Here is a 16,413-nt window from a genome sequence, read left to right on the forward strand (position 1 = left end):
TGACGGGGACAGCCCCATAGGCGGCCGCGGCGGCGAAGCGGCGGGAAAGGCAAAGGACGAAGACAATGACCATCAATCTGCAGAAGCCGGACATCACCGAGCTCAAGCCGCGCATCACCGTGTTCGGTGTCGGCGGCGGCGGCGGCAATGCCGTCAACAACATGATCACCGCCGGCTTGCGCGGCGTCGAGTTCGTGGTGGCCAACACCGACGCGCAGGCACTGACGATGTCGAAGGCCGAGCGGCTGATCCAGCTCGGCGCGCATGTCACCGAAGGTCTCGGCGCCGGATCGCAGCCTGAAGTCGGGCGCGCGGCGGCGGAGGAATGCATCGACGAGATCATCGATCATCTCTCCAACACGCATATGTGCTTCGTCACTGCCGGCATGGGCGGCGGCACCGGCACCGGGGCGGCTCCCGTCGTTGCCCGCGCTGCCCGCGAAAAGGGTATCCTCACCGTCGGCGTCGTCACCAAGCCGTTCCACTTCGAAGGCCAGCGCCGCATGAAGACGGCCGACATGGGTATCGAGGAACTGCAGAAATGCGTCGATACCCTGATCGTCATTCCCAACCAGAACCTGTTCCGGCTGGCCAATGACAAGACCACCTTCGCCGATGCCTTCGCGATGGCCGACCAGGTGCTCTATTCGGGCGTTGCCTGCATTACCGACCTGATGGTCAAGGAAGGCCTGATCAATCTCGACTTCGCCGACGTCCGCTCGGTCATGCGCGAAATGGGCAAGGCGATGATGGGAACCGGCGAGGCTTCGGGCGAGGGCCGCGCAATGGCCGCGGCGGAAGCCGCCATCGCCAACCCGCTGCTCGACGAGACCTCGATGAAGGGCGCCAAGGGCCTGCTGATCTCGATCACCGGCGGCCGTGACCTGACCCTGTTCGAAGTCGATGAGGCTGCAACCCGCATTCGCGAAGAGGTCGACCAGGACGCCAACATCATTCTGGGCGCCACCTTCGACGAGGAACTCGAAGGCGTCATCCGCGTGTCGGTGGTCGCCACCGGCATCGACAAATCGGCGGCCGAAATCGCTGCCGCGCCGATCGCCATCCGCGCGGCTCCGCCGAAGCCGGTCAGCCGCCCGGCGGCCCAGGTCACGGAAATGCGCCCGGCGCCTGTCCAGCAACCGATCTATGAACCACGTGCTGCCGATCCTGTCGCCGAGGCCATTCAGCTCGCCGAGGCGAATGCGGCAGCGATGGCGCAGGCCCGCCCGGCACCGGTCGCGCATGCGGAAGACTTCCGTCCGCAGAGCAAGATTTTCCAGGCGCCTCCCGCTCAGCCGCAGCCAATGATGCAGCCAGCGGTTCAGCAAGCGATGCAGCCCGCTCCGCATCGTGAAATGCCGCAGCCGGTTGCCGCGGCACCCCAGCGCATGCCGCGGGTCGAGGATTTCCCGCCGCAGGTGAAGGCCGAAGTGGAAGCCAAGGCCCGCCCCGCCGACCACGAGAACAGCGGCCCGATGGGCTTGCTCAAGCGCCTGACCAACGGCTTGACCCGCCGCGAAGAGGAGCCTGCAAGACTGCAGCCGGCGCAGCCTCGCGAACCGAAACTGCGCCAGGCGCCGGCGGAAGTGCGCCGCCTAGCCAGCCAGGATCCGCAGCTTTACGCACCGCGCCGCGGCCAGCTGGACGAGCAGGGCCGCCTGACGCCGCAGAGCCGGGCTGTCCAGGAAGACGATCAGTTGGAGATTCCCGCCTTCCTGCGCCGACAGGCCAATTGATCTGTTAACGGTTCGTAACAGTTGTTAACAGGCGAGCAGGAAACTGTTCGCCTGTTAAAATTAAAAGCAATTTCAAAACAAGGACTTATGCGGCAATCCCGCGCTGGAGCGCGGTTACAACGAGTAAGAAACCGTGATTTGGAGTCTCCCTGCGGGACCATTATCTTCGCCGCCGACCAAAGTCGGTTTGCTGGGAGTCTCGGGGAAGTGGCCCTGCCTGCCGATCAATCAAGAGCCGTGCCCTCAGGGCAGATGAAGCGGACCTAGGCAGCATGGGCTATGGGGATTGTTTTGCACGACTATCAGACGACACTTAAATCGCGTGCGACGCTGACCGGCATCGGCGTTCACAGTGGCAATCCGGTCACCGTCCATTTCCTGCCGGCGGACGCCGATACGGGTGTCGTCTTCCAGCTTTCGAATGCAAGCGGAAGCCACGAATTTCGCGCGCTCGTTTCCGAGGTCGGTGCCACCGACCTCTGCACCATGCTCGGCGATCCGCAGGGCGAGCACATTGCCACGGTCGAGCATCTGATGGCGACGCTTTTCGGGCTTGGGATCGACAATCTCGTCATCGAAATCGACGGCCATGAGGTGCCTATCCTCGACGGTAGCGCAGTGATGTTCATCGAGGCCATTGACCAGGCAGGCGTCGAAACGCTGCCGGTCAAGCGTCGCTACATCAGGGTGGTCAAGCCGGTTCGCATCGAGAACGGCGCCTGCTGGGCGGAGTTCCGGCCCTATGACGGCACGCGCTTCGAGATCGAGATCGATTTCGAAAGCCCGGCGATCGGGCGCCAGCTTTTTGCATCCGACATGAACGCCGAAATTTTCCGGCGTGACGTCGCGCGGGCCCGCACTTTCGGTTTCATGAAGGACGTCGAGCGGCTGTGGGCGGCCGGCTATGCGCTCGGCTCCTCGTTGGAAAACTCCCTGGTGATCGGCGACGACAACCGCGTGATCAATATGGGAGGCCTGCGCTATCCCAACGAGTTCGCGCGCCACAAGACGATGGATGCGATGGGCGACCTGGCGCTCGCCGGTGCCCGGTTCATCGGCTGCTTCCGCTCCTATCGTGGCGGCCACAGGCTGAACGCAGCTGCGCTGCGCCGTCTCTTGTCCGACCGTTCGGCTTTCGAGATCGTTGAGACGACGCGCCGCGAGCGCGGGCGTACCGCGGAGATGAGCGCCGTCAACGCACCCCTCTATGCGCCCTGGATGATCTGATTCTTAAGGTCTTGCGGCTCCCGTTGCGGTCAAGCTGTGTTGCATGGATGCATCACCGGCCTACCAAATTACACAGCTTTCCAGGTAGCGCCAAAGCGCCACAAAAATGTGCGATTGGCCGGGGATAGCGTTGCCGGGCAAGGCAATTATGGTTTATGGCTGCTGCCGTCGACTGAAATGACGCCGAAAGGGCGGAATCCAAACATGTTTTTCAAGCGAGTTGGTCAATCGAAGGCGCCGCGGCGGGCTGTTTTCCTGGCGCTTTCGGTGGTCGTTCCATCGCTGTTTCTGTCGGCCTGCATGTCGTCCGAGAAGGACGTCGATCTGTCGACCTATGTCGATCAGACCGAGCCGGCCGACGTGCTCTACAATCAGGGTCTCGCCAATCTGAATGCCGGGCGACTGCAGGAGGCAAGCCGCAAGTTCGATGCCGTCGACCGCCAGCATCCATATTCCGAATTCGCCCGCAAATCGATGGTGATGGGTGCCTTTGCCGACTACCGTCAGGGCAATTACGATGAGGCGATCGGTTCGGCCAAGCGCTACCTGACCCTCTACCCGTCGACCGACGATGCAGCCTATGCCCAGTATATTATCGGGCTGAGCTACTACCGCCAGATCAAGGACGTCACTCAGGACCAGAAGGAAGCGCGTCTTACCGCGCAGACGATGCAGGATCTGGTAACGCGCTGGCCGACTTCCGAATATGTTGATGATGCCAAGGAGAAGATCCGCTTCGCCAACGATCAGCTCGCCGGCAAGGAGATGCAGATCGGCCGCTACTATCTCGAGCGCCGCGAATACATCGCGGCCGTCAAACGGTTCCGCAACGTCGTGGAGAACTATTCCAACACACGTCATGTCGAGGAGGCGCTGGCGCGTCTGACCGAGAGCTACTATGCGATGGGGCTGACGTCGGAAGCGCAGACCGCTGCGGCCGTGCTCGGCACCAACTATCCCGACAGCCAGTGGTACAAGGACTCCTACAAGCTCCTGCAGAGTGGTGGGCTCGAGCCGCGCGAGAATGCCGGATCGTGGATCTCCAAGGCCGGGAAGCTGATCACCGGCGCCTGAGCGGCGCGTCACCATGCTCTCCAGACTGTCGATCCGCGATATCGTTCTGATCGAGAAGCTGGACATCGACTTCTCGTCCGGCCTTTCGGTCCTTACAGGCGAAACCGGCGCCGGAAAATCCATCCTGCTCGACGCCTTGTCGCTGGCGCTTGGCGCCCGCGGCGACGCTTCGCTGGTGCGGCATGGCGCGGCACAAGGCCAGATCATCGCCGTGTTCGACGTGCCGCGCAACCACGCGGCTCGCATGTTGCTTGCCGAGAATGCCATCGAGGACGACGGCGAAATCATCCTGCGCCGCGTCCAGACGGCTGACGGCCGCACGCGCGTGTTCGTCAACGACCAGCCGTCCAGCGTGACGCTGATGCGCGACATCGGCCGTGCGCTGGTCGAGATCCACGGCCAGCATGACGAGCGCGCTTTGGTCGATCCCGGCGCCCATCGCGAGTTGCTCGACAGTTTCGGCGGCCATCTCGGCGCTGCTCGGGCAACCGGCGAGGCGTGGCGGCATTGGCGTACCTGCGAGCAGGAATTTTCACGGCACCGGGCCAAAGTCGAGGCAGCTGCCCGTGAGGCCGATTATCTGCGTGCAGCGGTCGCCGAATTGACCAGGCTCGATCCGCAACCTGGCGAAGAGACCGAGCTGGCCGAATTGCGCGCCTTGATGATGCGTGCCGAAAAGATCGCCTCGGAAATCCACGATGCGCAGGATGTGCTCTCGGGTCCGTCCTCGCCCTTGCCGCAACTGGCCAGCCTGCTCAGGCGGCTGCAGCGCAAGGTCACCGAAGCGCCCGGGCTGCTCGAGGATGTCGTCAAGTCGCTCGACGAGGCGATGCTGTCGCTCGACGCGGCGCAGTCGGGCGTCGAAGCAGCACTTCGCGCCACCGAATATGATCCGCAGCGGCTGGAGAAGGCTGAGGAGCGGCTGTTTTCGCTGCGTGCCGCCTCGCGCAAGCACAGCGTCGCCGTCGATGACCTGGCGCAATTGCGTGACACCATGGCTGCCGACCTTGCCGATCTCGACGCCGGCGAGGAGCGCCTGCAGGCGCTGGAGAAACAGGCTGCGGCGGCGCGCCAGGCCTATGACACTACGGCGGCCCAGCTGTCGTCGCTTCGCCATGCGGCGGCTGTCGGGCTGAGCAAGGCGGTGATGGCCGAACTGCCGGCGCTGAAGCTCGAACGCGCCGAGTTCATCGTCGAGATCGCAAGCGATGCCGAGAGCCGCATGGAAGAAGGCATCGACCAGGTCGAGTTCTGGGTGCGGACCAATCCCGGCACCAGGCCAGGACCAATGATGAAGGTCGCTTCCGGCGGCGAGCTTTCGCGCTTCCTGCTGGCGTTGAAGGTCGCGCTGGCTGATCGCGGGTCGGCGCCGACCTTGGTCTTTGATGAAATCGACACCGGCGTCGGCGGCGCGGTTGCCGACGCCATCGGCCAGCGGCTGGCGCGGCTGGCAAAACGCGTGCAGGTGCTTTCGGTCACGCATGCACCGCAAGTGGCGGCGCGCGCGGCGACGCATTTCCTGATCTCCAAATCGGGCGGCGCCGACCGGGTCTCGACCGGCATCGCCGAGATGGACCGGGCAGCGCGGCAGGAAGAGATCGCACGCATGCTCGCCGGTGCCACCATCACCGACGAGGCGCGCGCGGCGGCCGAGCGGCTGCTGCGGGAGAACACCGCGGCAGCGTAGAGCTGTTCATCGTTTCACCGAAACGCCGAACCGCTCTACCTCTTTGTTTCTGCGCAGTTCCGGACGGAAAACCGTTTCACACTTTTCCTGGAATTGCTCCAGGCGAGTTCGTTTCCGGCGCTCGTGACCTGAGTCAGGGTATGGCGCCATCCTGCTGTTCAGGAATGATTTTCTGTGTCTGGTCTCTCCCTCATGAGAAAATCCTGTTCTATTGTGTCGCGCCACCGTGGAGGGAGCAGTGCATGGACGAAAAACCAGTCGATTCGCTCAGCGAAAGCGAGGCGGCAAGCGAGTTGAAGCGGTTGGCGCAGGAGATCGCCGAGCACGACCGGCGCTACCACGGCGAGGACGCGCCGATAATCACGGATGCGGAATATGACGCGCTGACCCGGCGCAACCTCGCCATCGAGCAGCAGTTCCCGCATCTTGTGCGCGAGGATTCGCCCTCACGCAGGGTCGGCGCGCCGCCGGCGGAAGGTTTTGCAAAGGTGCGCCACGCGGTGCCGATGCTTAGCCTCGCCAAGGCCTACACCGACCAGGACGTCGCGGACTTCATAGAACGCGGCCGGCGATTCTTTGATCGCGACAAGGAGCTGAACATCGCCTTCACGGCTGAGCCGAAGATCGACGGGCTATCGGCTTCCCTGCGGTATGAAGGCGGTGTGTTCGTGCAGGGGGCAACGCGCGGCGACGGCGTCGTCGGCGAGGACATCACCGCCAATCTCAAGACCATCGCCGATATTCCCAAGACCTTGAAGGGATCGGACTGGCCCGAGGTCATCGAAATACGCGGTGAGGTCTATATGACCTACGCGGAATTCGAGGCGCTGAAGCAGCGTTCGGCGGCGATAGGCGGCCAGGATTACGTCAATCCGCGTAACACGGCGGCCGGATCGCTGCGCCAGAAGGACCCGTCCGTTACCGCCAGCCGCAACCTCAAATTCTTTGCCTACGCCTGGGGCTATACTTCAAAGGATCCAGCTCCGACCCAATACGATTCCGTGCAAAAATTCGCGGAGTGGGGGTTCAAGGTCAGTCCGCTGATGGTCCGGGCAAAGTCGGTCGACGAACTGATCGCGCATTATCACCTTATCGAGGCCCAGCGCTCATCGCTCGGCTACGACATCGACGGCGTCGTCTACAAGGTCGACCAATTGGAGTTGCAGCGCAGATGGGGCTTCGTCACCGGCGAACCACGCTGGGCGATCGCTCATAAATTTCCGGCCGAACAGGCGATGACGACCGTGCTCAGGATCGACATTCAGGTCGGCCGTACCGGTACGCTGGCGCCCGTTGCCCGGCTTGCGCCCGTCACGGTCGGCGGCGTCGTGGTCGAAAATGTCACGCTTCACAACGAAGACTACATCAAGGGTCTGGACAGCAACGGCCAGCCGATCCGCGACGGCAACGACATCCGTATCGGCGACACGGTGGTCATCCAGCGGGCAGGGGACGTCATTCCGCAGATCGTCAGCGTCGTCGTCGACAAGCGTCCGCCAGATGCCGTGCCCTACGAATTCCCGCACAAATGTCCGATCTGCGGCTCACCCGCAACGCGCGAGATCAACGAGAAGACCGGCAAGGAGGATTCCCGCCGACGGTGCACCGGCGAGCTGATCTGCCCCGCGCAGGCCGTGGAAGGATTACGCCACTTTGTGTCGCGCGGCGCCATGGATATCGAAGGCCTGGGCGCTGAAAACATAGACCTGTTCTTCAATGCCGGGTTGGTCAAGACTGCCGCCGATATCTTCACCCTCCGGGACCGCCGTCCCGCCGTCACCAAGGCGCTGGCGGAGCGACGGGAGGAGCAGGCCAGGCAGCGTGAGGCCGCATCGGGCAAAACGCGCAAGAATGTACGCAGCGTCGAGGAACGCAACTATGACGGCCTCGACAAGCTCTTCGCTGCCATCGACGCCCGCCGCGAACCCGAACTCGATCGCTTCATCTTTGCGCTGGGCATCCGCCATATCGGCGAAACGACGGCCGCTGTGCTCGCCCGAACCTTCTCGACGATCGAGGAGTTGATCCGCATTGGCAAGGAGACAGCAGCAGCAGCCGATCCACACACCGTTTTTCCTTCAATCAACGGCATCGGCGACACCGTGATAGGCGCGCTTCGCGATTTCTTCGGCAATGAACGCAACGACGCCGTGCTTGAAGCGCTGCTCACACAGATCCACCCGAAGCCGTACATTGTGAACGTCTCAGCCGATAGTGCGGTCGCCGGCAAGACAATCGTGTTTACAGGCACGCTGGAAAAGATGACGCGCCCGGAGGCCAAGGCGATGGCCGAACGTCTCGGCGCGAAGGTCGCCGGCTCGGTTTCCGCGAAGACCGATCTCCTGGTGGCAGGCCCGGGCGCCGGTTCCAAGCTGAAGGACGCGACCAAATTCGGCATCGAGGTGATCGACGAGGACACCTGGTTGCAGCGGATCGGCAAGGGCGCGTGATGGCTGCTGCGTTCAATGGTTTTGGGCAAAAGGCCATTCCCTTCCTCAAGGCGCTGGATTTTCATCAGAGCCGGGAGTGGTTTTTGGAAAACCGCGATCTTTTCGAGCGCGACCTGCGCGATCCCTTCGGCGATCTGGTCGAGACGCTCTCCGAGCGCTTCACAGCATTGGGGTTCGGCCTGCGCGGCGACCGCAAGAAATCGCTGTTCCGGATTAATCGCGACGTGCGTTTTGCCAAAGACAAACGGCCTTACAACCAGCATCTGTCGGCGATCCTTTCGCCCGACGGCACCAAGATGGAACAGGGCGTGTTTTACGTCCATATCGGGCTCGAGCGATGCTTTGCCGCCATTGCCTGGTGGCAGCCCGGACCGGAGCTATTGCTGGCGCTGCGCAACGCGATCGCGAAGCGGCCCGCTGAATTCCGCAGCCTCGTCGCGGCGCTGAAGAAGAATGGTCTCGAGCTCGACCCGGACGGCTGCATGAAGCGCACGCCGCGCGGCTTCGAGCATATCGCCGAGCCCGATCTCGCTGCCGCGATCCGCAACCGGCATTTTGCCGTCCGGCACGCAATCGAGCCGGCGGATATCTACGGAGCTGGATTGGTCGACGACCTTGTCGACTTCGCCATGCGGGCAAAACCGCTGCTCGACTGGGGCAGGGCGATCGAAGGCAAGGCTTCGCCGCGCTAGGCTCGGAAGCGAGCTTGCCGCGACGCTTCAGCCATCATTTCCGCTGATCGTTTGCCTCAAGCAAATTGGTGTGACAAGCCGGGCCGCTCTCTCTACATACGGCCGTTCCCAAGGAGCGATCGATGTCGGCGGAAGCAATCTCCGAAAACGGAGCGAAAAGCGATTTCTGGGACGGCGTGCGGCTCAGCATGCCCGTCGTGGTGGCGTCGGCGCCGTTTGCGTTGCTGTTCGGAGCGCTCGCAGTCGACAACGGGTTTTCCGTGCTCGAAGCGTTCCTGATGAGCGCAACGGTGTTCGGCGGCGCCAGCCAGATGGTCGGCATCGAGCTGTTCGGCCAGCATGTCGCGCCGTGGCTGATCGTGCTGTCGATCTTCGCCGTGAATTTTCGCCATGTGCTCTATTCGGCTGGCATCGGCCGGCGCATTGCGCATTGGCCGCTGGTGCAGCAGGCGATAGGCTATTTTGTGCTGACCGATCCGCAGTTCGCGGTGGCCGAGCGCAAGGCGGAGGCCGGCGAGACCGTCGGGTTCACCTGGTATATGGGGCTTGGGCTGCCGGTCTATGTGTTCTGGATCATCGAAAGCGCGCTCGGCGCGATGTTCGGCAAGCTTATTCCCGACACCCATGCGTTGGGCATCGATTTCCTGCTGCCGATATATTTTCTCGGCCTGGTCATGAGCTTCCGCAAGCGGCCGCTGTGGCTGCCGGTGGTCGTCGCCAGCGCTGCCGCCTCCATCATTGCATACAAAACGGTCGGCTCGCCCTGGCATGTCTCCATAGGTGCGCTGGCCGGCGTGCTGCTCGCCGTCATCCTGCCGCCCCGCCACAGCGGCGTGGAGGCACGGCCATGAGCACGACCTTGTGGATCATCGTCGCCGGTTCCATCGCGACCTATCTGACCCGCATCGGCGGTCATCTGGTGATCTCGCGTTTCGATCAAATCCACCCGCGCGTCGAAGCCGGGCTCAGCGCCGTGCCGGCGGCGGTGCTGACCACGCTGGTGGCGCCGGCGGCGCTCAGCGCCGGGCCGGCGGAATGGGCAGCCTTGATCGTCGCCGGCCTTGTCTCACTGCGCGGCGGCCTTATGGCGATGTTCCTGGCGGGTGCTGCCGTGCTGATCCTCGCGCGGCAGCTCGTCGGCTGACCGACTTTTGCCTTGGCGGCGAGAGCACACATGCGCTTTACCGCAGCGACTATTGCCGCGCCGACCCGCGACAGGCTCAGCCGGATCGCCTCCGCTCTCTCCTGGTGGGCGCCACGCACGGCGTCGCTATAGAGCGCTTCGCGCTGCTTCGGGGTCAATGCGCTTAGATCGATCGGCTGGATGCCGAAGGGCTCACGCGACATTTCCATCTCCCCTGGTTTGCCGTGTTGATCGGCAGCTACACCGGCGATTTACGGGAAAGGCATAATCAGTTAAAATGAATAATTAAGATCGTTATGTTCTCCAGGAGAGATGTATGGATTTGGCCGATCTGCGCATCTTCCGCACGGTGGTGCGCGAGGGCGGAATCACCAGGGCGGCGGAAAAACTGTTTCGCGTGCAGTCGAACGTGACCACACGCATCCGGCAGCTCGAGGAGGATCTCGGCGTGCAGCTGTTTATCCGGGAGGGCAAGCGCCTGCACGTATCGCCGGCCGGTCACAGATTGGTCGGCTATGCGGATCGGCTGCTGGCGCTTGCGGAGGAGGCGCGAACGGCGATGCTCGATCCACGCCCGCGCGGCACTCTTCGCCTAGGTGCCATGGAGAGCACCGCCGCGGCACGGCTTCCAAGTCTGCTCGCCGAATACCATGCACGGCATCCCGAAGTGGAAATCCAGTTGCGCACCGGCAATCCGCAGGTTCTCGCGACCGCCATGCTTGCCGGCGAACTCGATGCAGCCTTCGCCGCCGAGCCGATCGCTGACGTTCCGTTCGAAAAGCTGCCGGCATTCCACGAGCAGCTGGTCATTGTCTCGGCGGCATCGCGCGTTTCGGTCGAAGACCACCTGGACATGCCCAAAACCATGATAGCCTTCGAGCACGGCTGCCCGCACCGCAAGCGGCTGGAACAATGGTACGCGCGTAGAGGGTTCATGGCCGAGAAAACCATCGAGCTTGGTTCATACCATGCCATCCTTGGTTGCGTGGTGGCTGGCATGGGCATAGCGCTGATGCCGAAAAGCGTGCTTTCGGGTTTTCCGGAAAGCCGCTGGCTAAAGCTGCACGAGCTGCCCGCTGACGAAGACAATGCCGTCACGGTGTTGTTCTGGCGCAAGGGAGCCGGTTCTCCCAACGTCACCGCTTTGCAGGGACTGCTTGCGGAGCAAAGCCTGTCAACCGGCGTTGTCGCCGCGGCTATTGCTTGAAGTCGTGCGGCAGCGGCGCGGTTGCCTTTTCCAGCCAGGCCAGCGTTTCGCCGTCGAGCATCGGTCCGATCTCGGCCAGTACGCGCGCATGGTATTCGTCAAGCCAATGCAACTCGTCGCGGGTTAAAAGGTCCGATCGGACCAGCCGCTTGTCGATCGGCGCCAGCGTCAGTGTCTCGAAGCCGTGCATGGCGATGTCGCCGCCCTCGATTGCCTCGGCCGGTGTCACCAGAATCAAGTTCTCGATGCGGATGCCGTAGGAACCTTCCTTGTAATAGCCGGGCTCGTTGGAGACGATCATGCCGGCCAGCAGCTTCTCGGTACCGGTCTTGGCGATACGCTGCGGGCCCTCATGCACGGCAAGATAGGAGCCGACACCGTGCCCGGTGCCATGGGCGAAATCGCAGCCGTGTCTCCATAGCGCCAGGCGCGCCACTGCATCGATTTCGGAGCCGCGCGTGCCCTGGGGGAAGCGCAGCATGGAGATGCCGATCATGCCTTTCAGCACCAGCGTGAAGCGCTCGCGCATCTCCTCGGTTGGCGCGCCAATCGGAACCGTGCGGGTAATGTCGGTGGTGCCGTCCTGGTACTGCCCGCCGGAATCGAGCAGGAACAGCTCGCCATCCCCCAGCTTGCGATTGGTGGCGCGGGAGACGCGGTAGTGCATGATAGCGCCGTTAGGACCAGCGCCGGAGATGGTATCGAACGATACGTCGCGCAGCGGCATCTGCGTTTCTTCGCCGGTCTGACGGCGCGTCTCCTCAAGCCTGGTGACAACGGCGATTTCGTCGAGCGTGCCGGGCTTCTGGCGGTCGAGCCAGCACAGCAGCTTGGCGACCGCGGCGCCGTCGCGGCGATGTGCGGCGCGTGCGCCGGCGATCTCAGCTTTGTTCTTTGTTGCGCGTGGAATGCGGGCCGGATCGGCCGTGGCAATGACGGTGCCGCCATTATCCTCGACCAGCATTCTGAGCTTGTCCGCCGCGAGAACCGGGTCCAGCGCGATTTTTGCGCCGCCCTTGGCCCGGGTGACGATTGCCGATTCGAATTCACCTGGTTCGTGCAATTCGGCGAGCTGCGTCAGGTAGGCCGCGACGGTGCGCGAAAACTTGCGCTGGTCCATGAAAAGCAGATGCGAGCCGTCGGCGGCGAGCACGGCAAAGCCGAGCGCCAGCGGTGTGTGCGGTACGTCGCCGCCACGGATGTCGAACGCCCAGGCAATGGAGGAGGGGTCGGTCAGCACGGCATGGGTGGCGCCGTCCTTCTCGATGGCCGCCGCCAGCCGCACCAGCTTGTCCTTGGCCAGTTCGCCGGCAAAGCCGATCGGGTGGATCTCGACCGGCGCCAGTGGCGGCCCGGGCTGGTCCTGCCAGATGGCGTCGATTGGATTTTGTTCGAGCGGCACCAAAGTCGCGCCGGACTTCTCGGCCGAGGCCTTCAGCGCCTTGACGTCACTGATCGTATGGAGCCACGGATCGAAGCCCAACCGCACGCCCTTGCCGAGATTATCCTTGATCCAGTTGGCCGGCGGGTTGTCGACAAGGCTCTCGATCGAAAAGATGTCGAGGTCGACCTCCTGGCGCACCTGCAGCGTGTAGCGCCCGTCGACAAACATGACGGCGCGCTCGCCAAGCACAATGGCAACGCCGGCCGAGCCGCTGAAGCCGGTCAGCCATTTCAGCCGTGCCGAGCGGTCGGCGACATATTCGCCCTGGTGCTCGTCGGCACGGGGCACGATGAAGCCATCCAGCCCGTTCGCCGCCAACCATTGGCACAGCATTGCCACGCGCGGCTTGCCAACGGCCGGATCGCCGGCGGAATCGAAGGTCTGGAACATGTCGGCTCTCCTCGAATGCTGGTGCGACCGTAGCGCATGACTTCGAAAATCGGAATCGATTTTCGGACCGATCGTTCCCGGTTGCTGCGTGTCTCTTTGCGCATGGACGCCATGCAGAATCGACGATTTCAAAAAGCGTCAGCGGAGCTTACCTTCTTAATGTGGAGGAAAAGTCCTGTTGCCCTGCAAAGGAGACCGTCATGTCCACGATTTCACCTAGACGCGGATTTTTCAAAAACGCTGTGAAAGCGCTGATCGAAGCTCGCCAGCGCGAAGCGAGCCGGTATGTAAGCGGCGTTCTGCTTGGCTTTGACGACGAAACGCTGAAAGCTCACGGCTACGATCGCGAACAGCTGAAGAAAGCGGCGAACTCGCGCTAAGTCCGAGCGGATTCCGGCTTGCGTTGAAGGCGTCGCGCCTCAGCGCTTGAGGTGAATCGTCACCCAGCCCTCGCGGTGCAAGGTGCGGATGTGCCGGAATTTCTGGCCGACATAGGCCGCGATTACCGCATCGCGCTGGCGCTCCAGGATGCCCGACAAAACAATCGAGCCACCGAGCGCGATATACTCCGCCATTTGCGGCGCCAGGCGCATCAGAGGCCGCGCCAATATGTTGGCGACGATCAAGTCGAAGGGCGCGCGCGCGGCAAAGATCGGGTGGTGGAATCCGGGCGCCGTCACTGTTTCGACGAGCCCCTTGACGTGGTTCAGCCGCGCATTGGCGGCGGCCACCTTGACGGCGACCGGGTCGATGTCGGTCGCCAGCACCGGTATATGCGCGAGCTTGGCCACCGCGATGGCGAGCACCGCGCTGCCGGTGCCAAGGTCGAGCGCGTTGCGCGGATGCTCGCGCCGTATGACCTGCTCCAGCATTTCGAGGCAGCCGGCGGTGGTGCCGTGATGGCCGGTACCGAAGGCAAGGCCGGCCTCGATCTCGATGGCGAGTTCGCCGCTGTGTCGCTTCCTGCGGTCATGCGCGCCATGGACGAAGAAGCGCCCGGCCCGCACCGGCTTCAATCCCTCCAGCGAGCGCGCCACCCAGTCGATGTCGGGCAGCGTTTCGCGCGCTATAGGCTTCGACAGCGACAGTCCGGCAAGTACATCCCTGAGCCGCGCCTCGACCGCATCGACGTCGTCGCCGGCATAGAGCGATACTTCGTGGATGTCGCGGTCCTCGTCGACCTCGAGCACTGCAATCGGCAGGCCCTCATCGTCGAACGCCGCACCAAGCGCCGCGAAAATGTGATCAGCCTCGATCTTGCCCGCGGTGAAATACAAACGCGTCTGCGTCATTACCGGATGTGTCAACCTTCCGCCGCCAGCCGTTTGAGCTTGGCGATGGCGGCGTCCGGGCTTTCGCCATAGGTAATAGTGCCGGCGAATTCGCCCTTGGCATTGAGCAGCAGCACCGAAGCGGTGTGGTCCATCGTGTAGTCGCCGTCGTTCGTGTCGACTTTCTTCCAGTAGATGCCGAAGGACTTGGCCATGGCGTGGACCTTATCCGGATCGCCTGATATGCCGAGGATGCGATCGGAGAAATTGCTGACATAGGTGTTCATGATTTCGGGCGTATCGCGCTCCGGGTCGACCGTAACGAAATAGGCACGCAGGTTCTTGCCGTCGTCGCTCATCGTCTTCAGCCAGCCAGCCAACTCGAAAAGCGTGGTCGGGCAGACTTCCGGACAATGCGTGAAGCCGAAGAAGACGACGCTGGGGTGGCCGCGAAACGCGGCTTCGGTGACCGGCGCGCCCTTCTGGTCGACCAGCGTGAACGGTGCTCCGAACGGCTCGCCGCCATAATGTCCGCGGTACCAGTCGAAGGTGAGCCAGCCGATGCCAGCGGCCATCAGGACGAGAATACCGACCAGAATTGAACGCATCATCAGTGAAGTCCGTCGTTATTTCCATCGGGCGCCGGGTTGGCGCCGTGAAGGCCCTGGCTTGGCGAACACTCTTAGCGGTTCGGTCGCGCCGACGCAAAGATGTCGCGTTGCCGCAACCGGCAATCCTGTGGGAGGCGATCTGCTTGCAAAGCGCTGCCGTTCGTCCCACCTGAGGTCGGCAAAATTCGAACCGCAGGAGGCCTCTTTGCGAAAACTGATTGGCGGCGTGTTAGCCGCATGCCTGGTCATTGGCGCCGGCGCGGCCGCCGCCGAGGAAGTCGGCAAGGTCGGCGTCGATTGGCTCGGCAACGATATCATCGTCGAGGCGATCAAGGATCCGAAGGTCGAGGGCGTGACCTGCCACGTCTCGTATTTCGACCGTGGCATGATCGACCGCCTGCAGAAAGGCAACTGGTTCGAGGACCCGTCCGATTCCTCGATCTCCTGCCGCCAGACCGGGCCGATCACCATTGGCGACATCGACATGAGCGAGGCCGGCGAGGAGGTGTTCAAGCAAGGCATCAGCCTGATCTGGAAAAAGCAGGTGGTGAACCGCATCTACGACAAGGCCAACGAGACGCTGATCTACCTGTCGCATTCGCGCCAGGTGCAGGATGGCTCGGCAAAAATGTCGGTCACCACCGTGCCGCTCTACGGCCAGAACGTAGTGTGGACCAGCGGCAAGCCGAAATAGAGACTGAAGGTGCTACGGGGGCCTTGGCGCGTCCAAGCGGATGCGCGGCGCTGCACTCGGCTTGCGAGACTTTGCGCGCGGGCGTAAAGCGCCCGCATGGACCGTCCCGAACATCTTGTCCTGAAAGATCCCGAGCCGCGCATCCACCCGACGGCGGAGCTGAAGGCGTGCAAGCTTGGACGCTATGCGTCGATCGGCGAGCGCGTCATCTTACGTGAAGTCATGGTTGGCGACTTCTCCTATGTCGAGCGCCACGCCGAGGCGATCTATACGACGATCGGCAAATTCTGCTCGATCGCCGCCAACAGCCGCATCAATGCGCTGGAGCATCCGGTCGAGCGGCTGACGCAGCACAAAATCAGCTATCGGCCCAACGAGTACTTCCGCTGGCTGGGTGTCGATCAGGCATTCCGCGACCGGCGGCGGGCGAGAGCCGTCAGCATCGGCCACGATGTCTGGATCGGCCATGGCGCCGTGATCATGCCGGGCGTGGCGATCGGCAATGGCGCGATCGTCGGTGCCAACTCGGTGGTGACGCGCGACGTGCAGGCCTATGCAATCATCGCCGGCGTTCCGGCCACGCCATTGCGGCAGCGCTTCAGCGCGGGAACTGCGGCCCGGATCGAACGTCTTGCCTGGTGGGACTGGCCGGTCGAGAAACTGGCCAGGGCAGTCCCCGACATGCAGGCCTTGCCCATCGAGGCTTTCCTCGACCGCTGGGAAAACGGCGCCCCCTGACTTCGGGGCGTATCTGCAAGCGGTCCGACGGCCTGCGGTCTGCTCCTC

General features: G+C 63.1%; 15 protein-coding genes. 12 read left to right on the forward strand and 3 right to left on the reverse strand.

The annotated features are described in order from the left end of the window. Positions 1 to 65: 65 nt before the first annotated feature. From ftsZ to NKH49_RS16150, 9 genes are all read left to right on the forward strand, one after another. Positions 66 to 1,736, forward strand: coding sequence for a cell division protein FtsZ (ftsZ, locus tag NKH49_RS16110; RefSeq protein WP_254818983.1), 1,671 nt, complete (start codon positions 66 to 68; stop codon positions 1,734 to 1,736). A 279-nt stretch (positions 1,737 to 2,015) separates the two neighbouring features. Further along, positions 2,016 to 2,963: a UDP-3-O-acyl-N-acetylglucosamine deacetylase gene (gene lpxC, locus NKH49_RS16115; protein WP_352501058.1), complete on the forward strand. Its 948-nt coding sequence runs from the start codon at positions 2,016 to 2,018 to the stop codon at positions 2,961 to 2,963. A 204-nt stretch (positions 2,964 to 3,167) separates the two neighbouring features. Continuing rightward, positions 3,168 to 4,037, forward strand: a complete 870-nt coding sequence (locus NKH49_RS16120; RefSeq protein ID WP_352501057.1) for an outer membrane protein assembly factor BamD — start codon at positions 3,168 to 3,170, stop codon at positions 4,035 to 4,037. A gap of 13 nt (positions 4,038 to 4,050) precedes the next feature. After that, complete coding sequence (gene recN / locus NKH49_RS16125) at positions 4,051 to 5,724, forward strand: DNA repair protein RecN (protein WP_352769030.1); 1,674 nt, start codon at positions 4,051 to 4,053, stop codon at positions 5,722 to 5,724. A 242-nt stretch (positions 5,725 to 5,966) separates the two neighbouring features. Continuing rightward, positions 5,967 to 8,174, forward strand: coding sequence for an NAD-dependent DNA ligase LigA (gene ligA / locus NKH49_RS16130; RefSeq protein ID WP_352926662.1), 2,208 nt, complete (start codon positions 5,967 to 5,969; stop codon positions 8,172 to 8,174). Next, positions 8,174 to 8,866 carry a DUF2461 domain-containing protein gene (locus NKH49_RS16135; RefSeq protein ID WP_352815445.1) on the forward strand — a complete coding sequence of 231 codons (693 nt, stop codon included), beginning with the start codon at positions 8,174 to 8,176 and terminating at the stop codon, positions 8,864 to 8,866. Before ligA ends, NKH49_RS16135 begins: the two co-directional genes overlap by 1 nt. 122 nt (positions 8,867 to 8,988) lie before the next feature. Then, positions 8,989 to 9,717, forward strand: a complete 729-nt coding sequence (locus NKH49_RS16140) for an AzlC family ABC transporter permease (RefSeq protein WP_352769021.1) — start codon at positions 8,989 to 8,991, stop codon at positions 9,715 to 9,717. Beyond that, entirely contained in the window at positions 9,714 to 10,010 is a 297-nt protein-coding gene (locus tag NKH49_RS16145) for an AzlD family protein (RefSeq protein WP_352767756.1), read from the forward strand. Before NKH49_RS16140 ends, NKH49_RS16145 begins: the two co-directional genes overlap by 4 nt. A 316-nt stretch (positions 10,011 to 10,326) precedes the next feature. Further along, on the forward strand, positions 10,327 to 11,217 hold the full coding sequence (locus tag NKH49_RS16150) for a LysR family transcriptional regulator (protein WP_352539528.1): 891 nt from the start codon (positions 10,327 to 10,329) through the stop codon (positions 11,215 to 11,217). On the opposite strand, the gene NKH49_RS16155 is transcribed toward NKH49_RS16150, so the two are convergent. Further along, positions 11,207 to 13,051: an aminopeptidase P family protein gene (locus tag NKH49_RS16155; RefSeq protein ID WP_352926667.1), complete on the reverse strand. Its 1,845-nt coding sequence runs from the start codon at positions 13,049 to 13,051 to the stop codon at positions 11,207 to 11,209. The two genes, NKH49_RS16150 and NKH49_RS16155, sit on opposite strands and share 11 nt — an antisense overlap. Before the next feature lie 200 nt (positions 13,052 to 13,251). Between NKH49_RS16155 and NKH49_RS16160 the strand changes: the two genes are divergently transcribed. Next, positions 13,252 to 13,431, forward strand: coding sequence for a hypothetical protein (locus tag NKH49_RS16160; RefSeq protein WP_352450114.1), 180 nt, complete (start codon positions 13,252 to 13,254; stop codon positions 13,429 to 13,431). Positions 13,432 to 13,470: 39 nt separating this feature from the next. Here the strand turns inward: NKH49_RS16160 and NKH49_RS16165 are convergent, their stop codons facing one another. Beyond that, positions 13,471 to 14,343 carry a 50S ribosomal protein L11 methyltransferase gene (locus NKH49_RS16165; RefSeq protein WP_352926670.1) on the reverse strand — a complete coding sequence of 291 codons (873 nt, stop codon included), beginning with the start codon at positions 14,341 to 14,343 and terminating at the stop codon, positions 13,471 to 13,473. Between the two features lie 11 nt (positions 14,344 to 14,354). Next, positions 14,355 to 14,933 (reverse strand): SCO family protein, encoded by a 579-nt coding sequence (locus NKH49_RS16170; RefSeq protein WP_352815438.1) that lies wholly within the window; start codon positions 14,931 to 14,933, stop codon positions 14,355 to 14,357. A gap of 205 nt (positions 14,934 to 15,138) precedes the next feature. Between NKH49_RS16170 and NKH49_RS16175 the strand changes: the two genes are divergently transcribed. Further along, the gene (locus NKH49_RS16175; protein ID WP_502898861.1) at positions 15,139 to 15,627 is read left to right on the forward strand and encodes a CreA family protein; all 489 of its coding nucleotides are present in this window, start codon (positions 15,139 to 15,141) and stop codon (positions 15,625 to 15,627) included. Between the two features lie 96 nt (positions 15,628 to 15,723). Then, positions 15,724 to 16,365, forward strand: a complete 642-nt coding sequence (locus NKH49_RS16180; protein ID WP_352815436.1) for a DapH/DapD/GlmU-related protein — start codon at positions 15,724 to 15,726, stop codon at positions 16,363 to 16,365. Positions 16,366 to 16,413: the final 48 nt, after the last annotated feature.

Origin of the sequence: Mesorhizobium sp. M1088, from assembly GCF_040318575.1 — a bacterium.
In the GTDB taxonomy this organism is placed as follows: domain Bacteria; phylum Pseudomonadota; class Alphaproteobacteria; order Rhizobiales; family Rhizobiaceae; genus Mesorhizobium.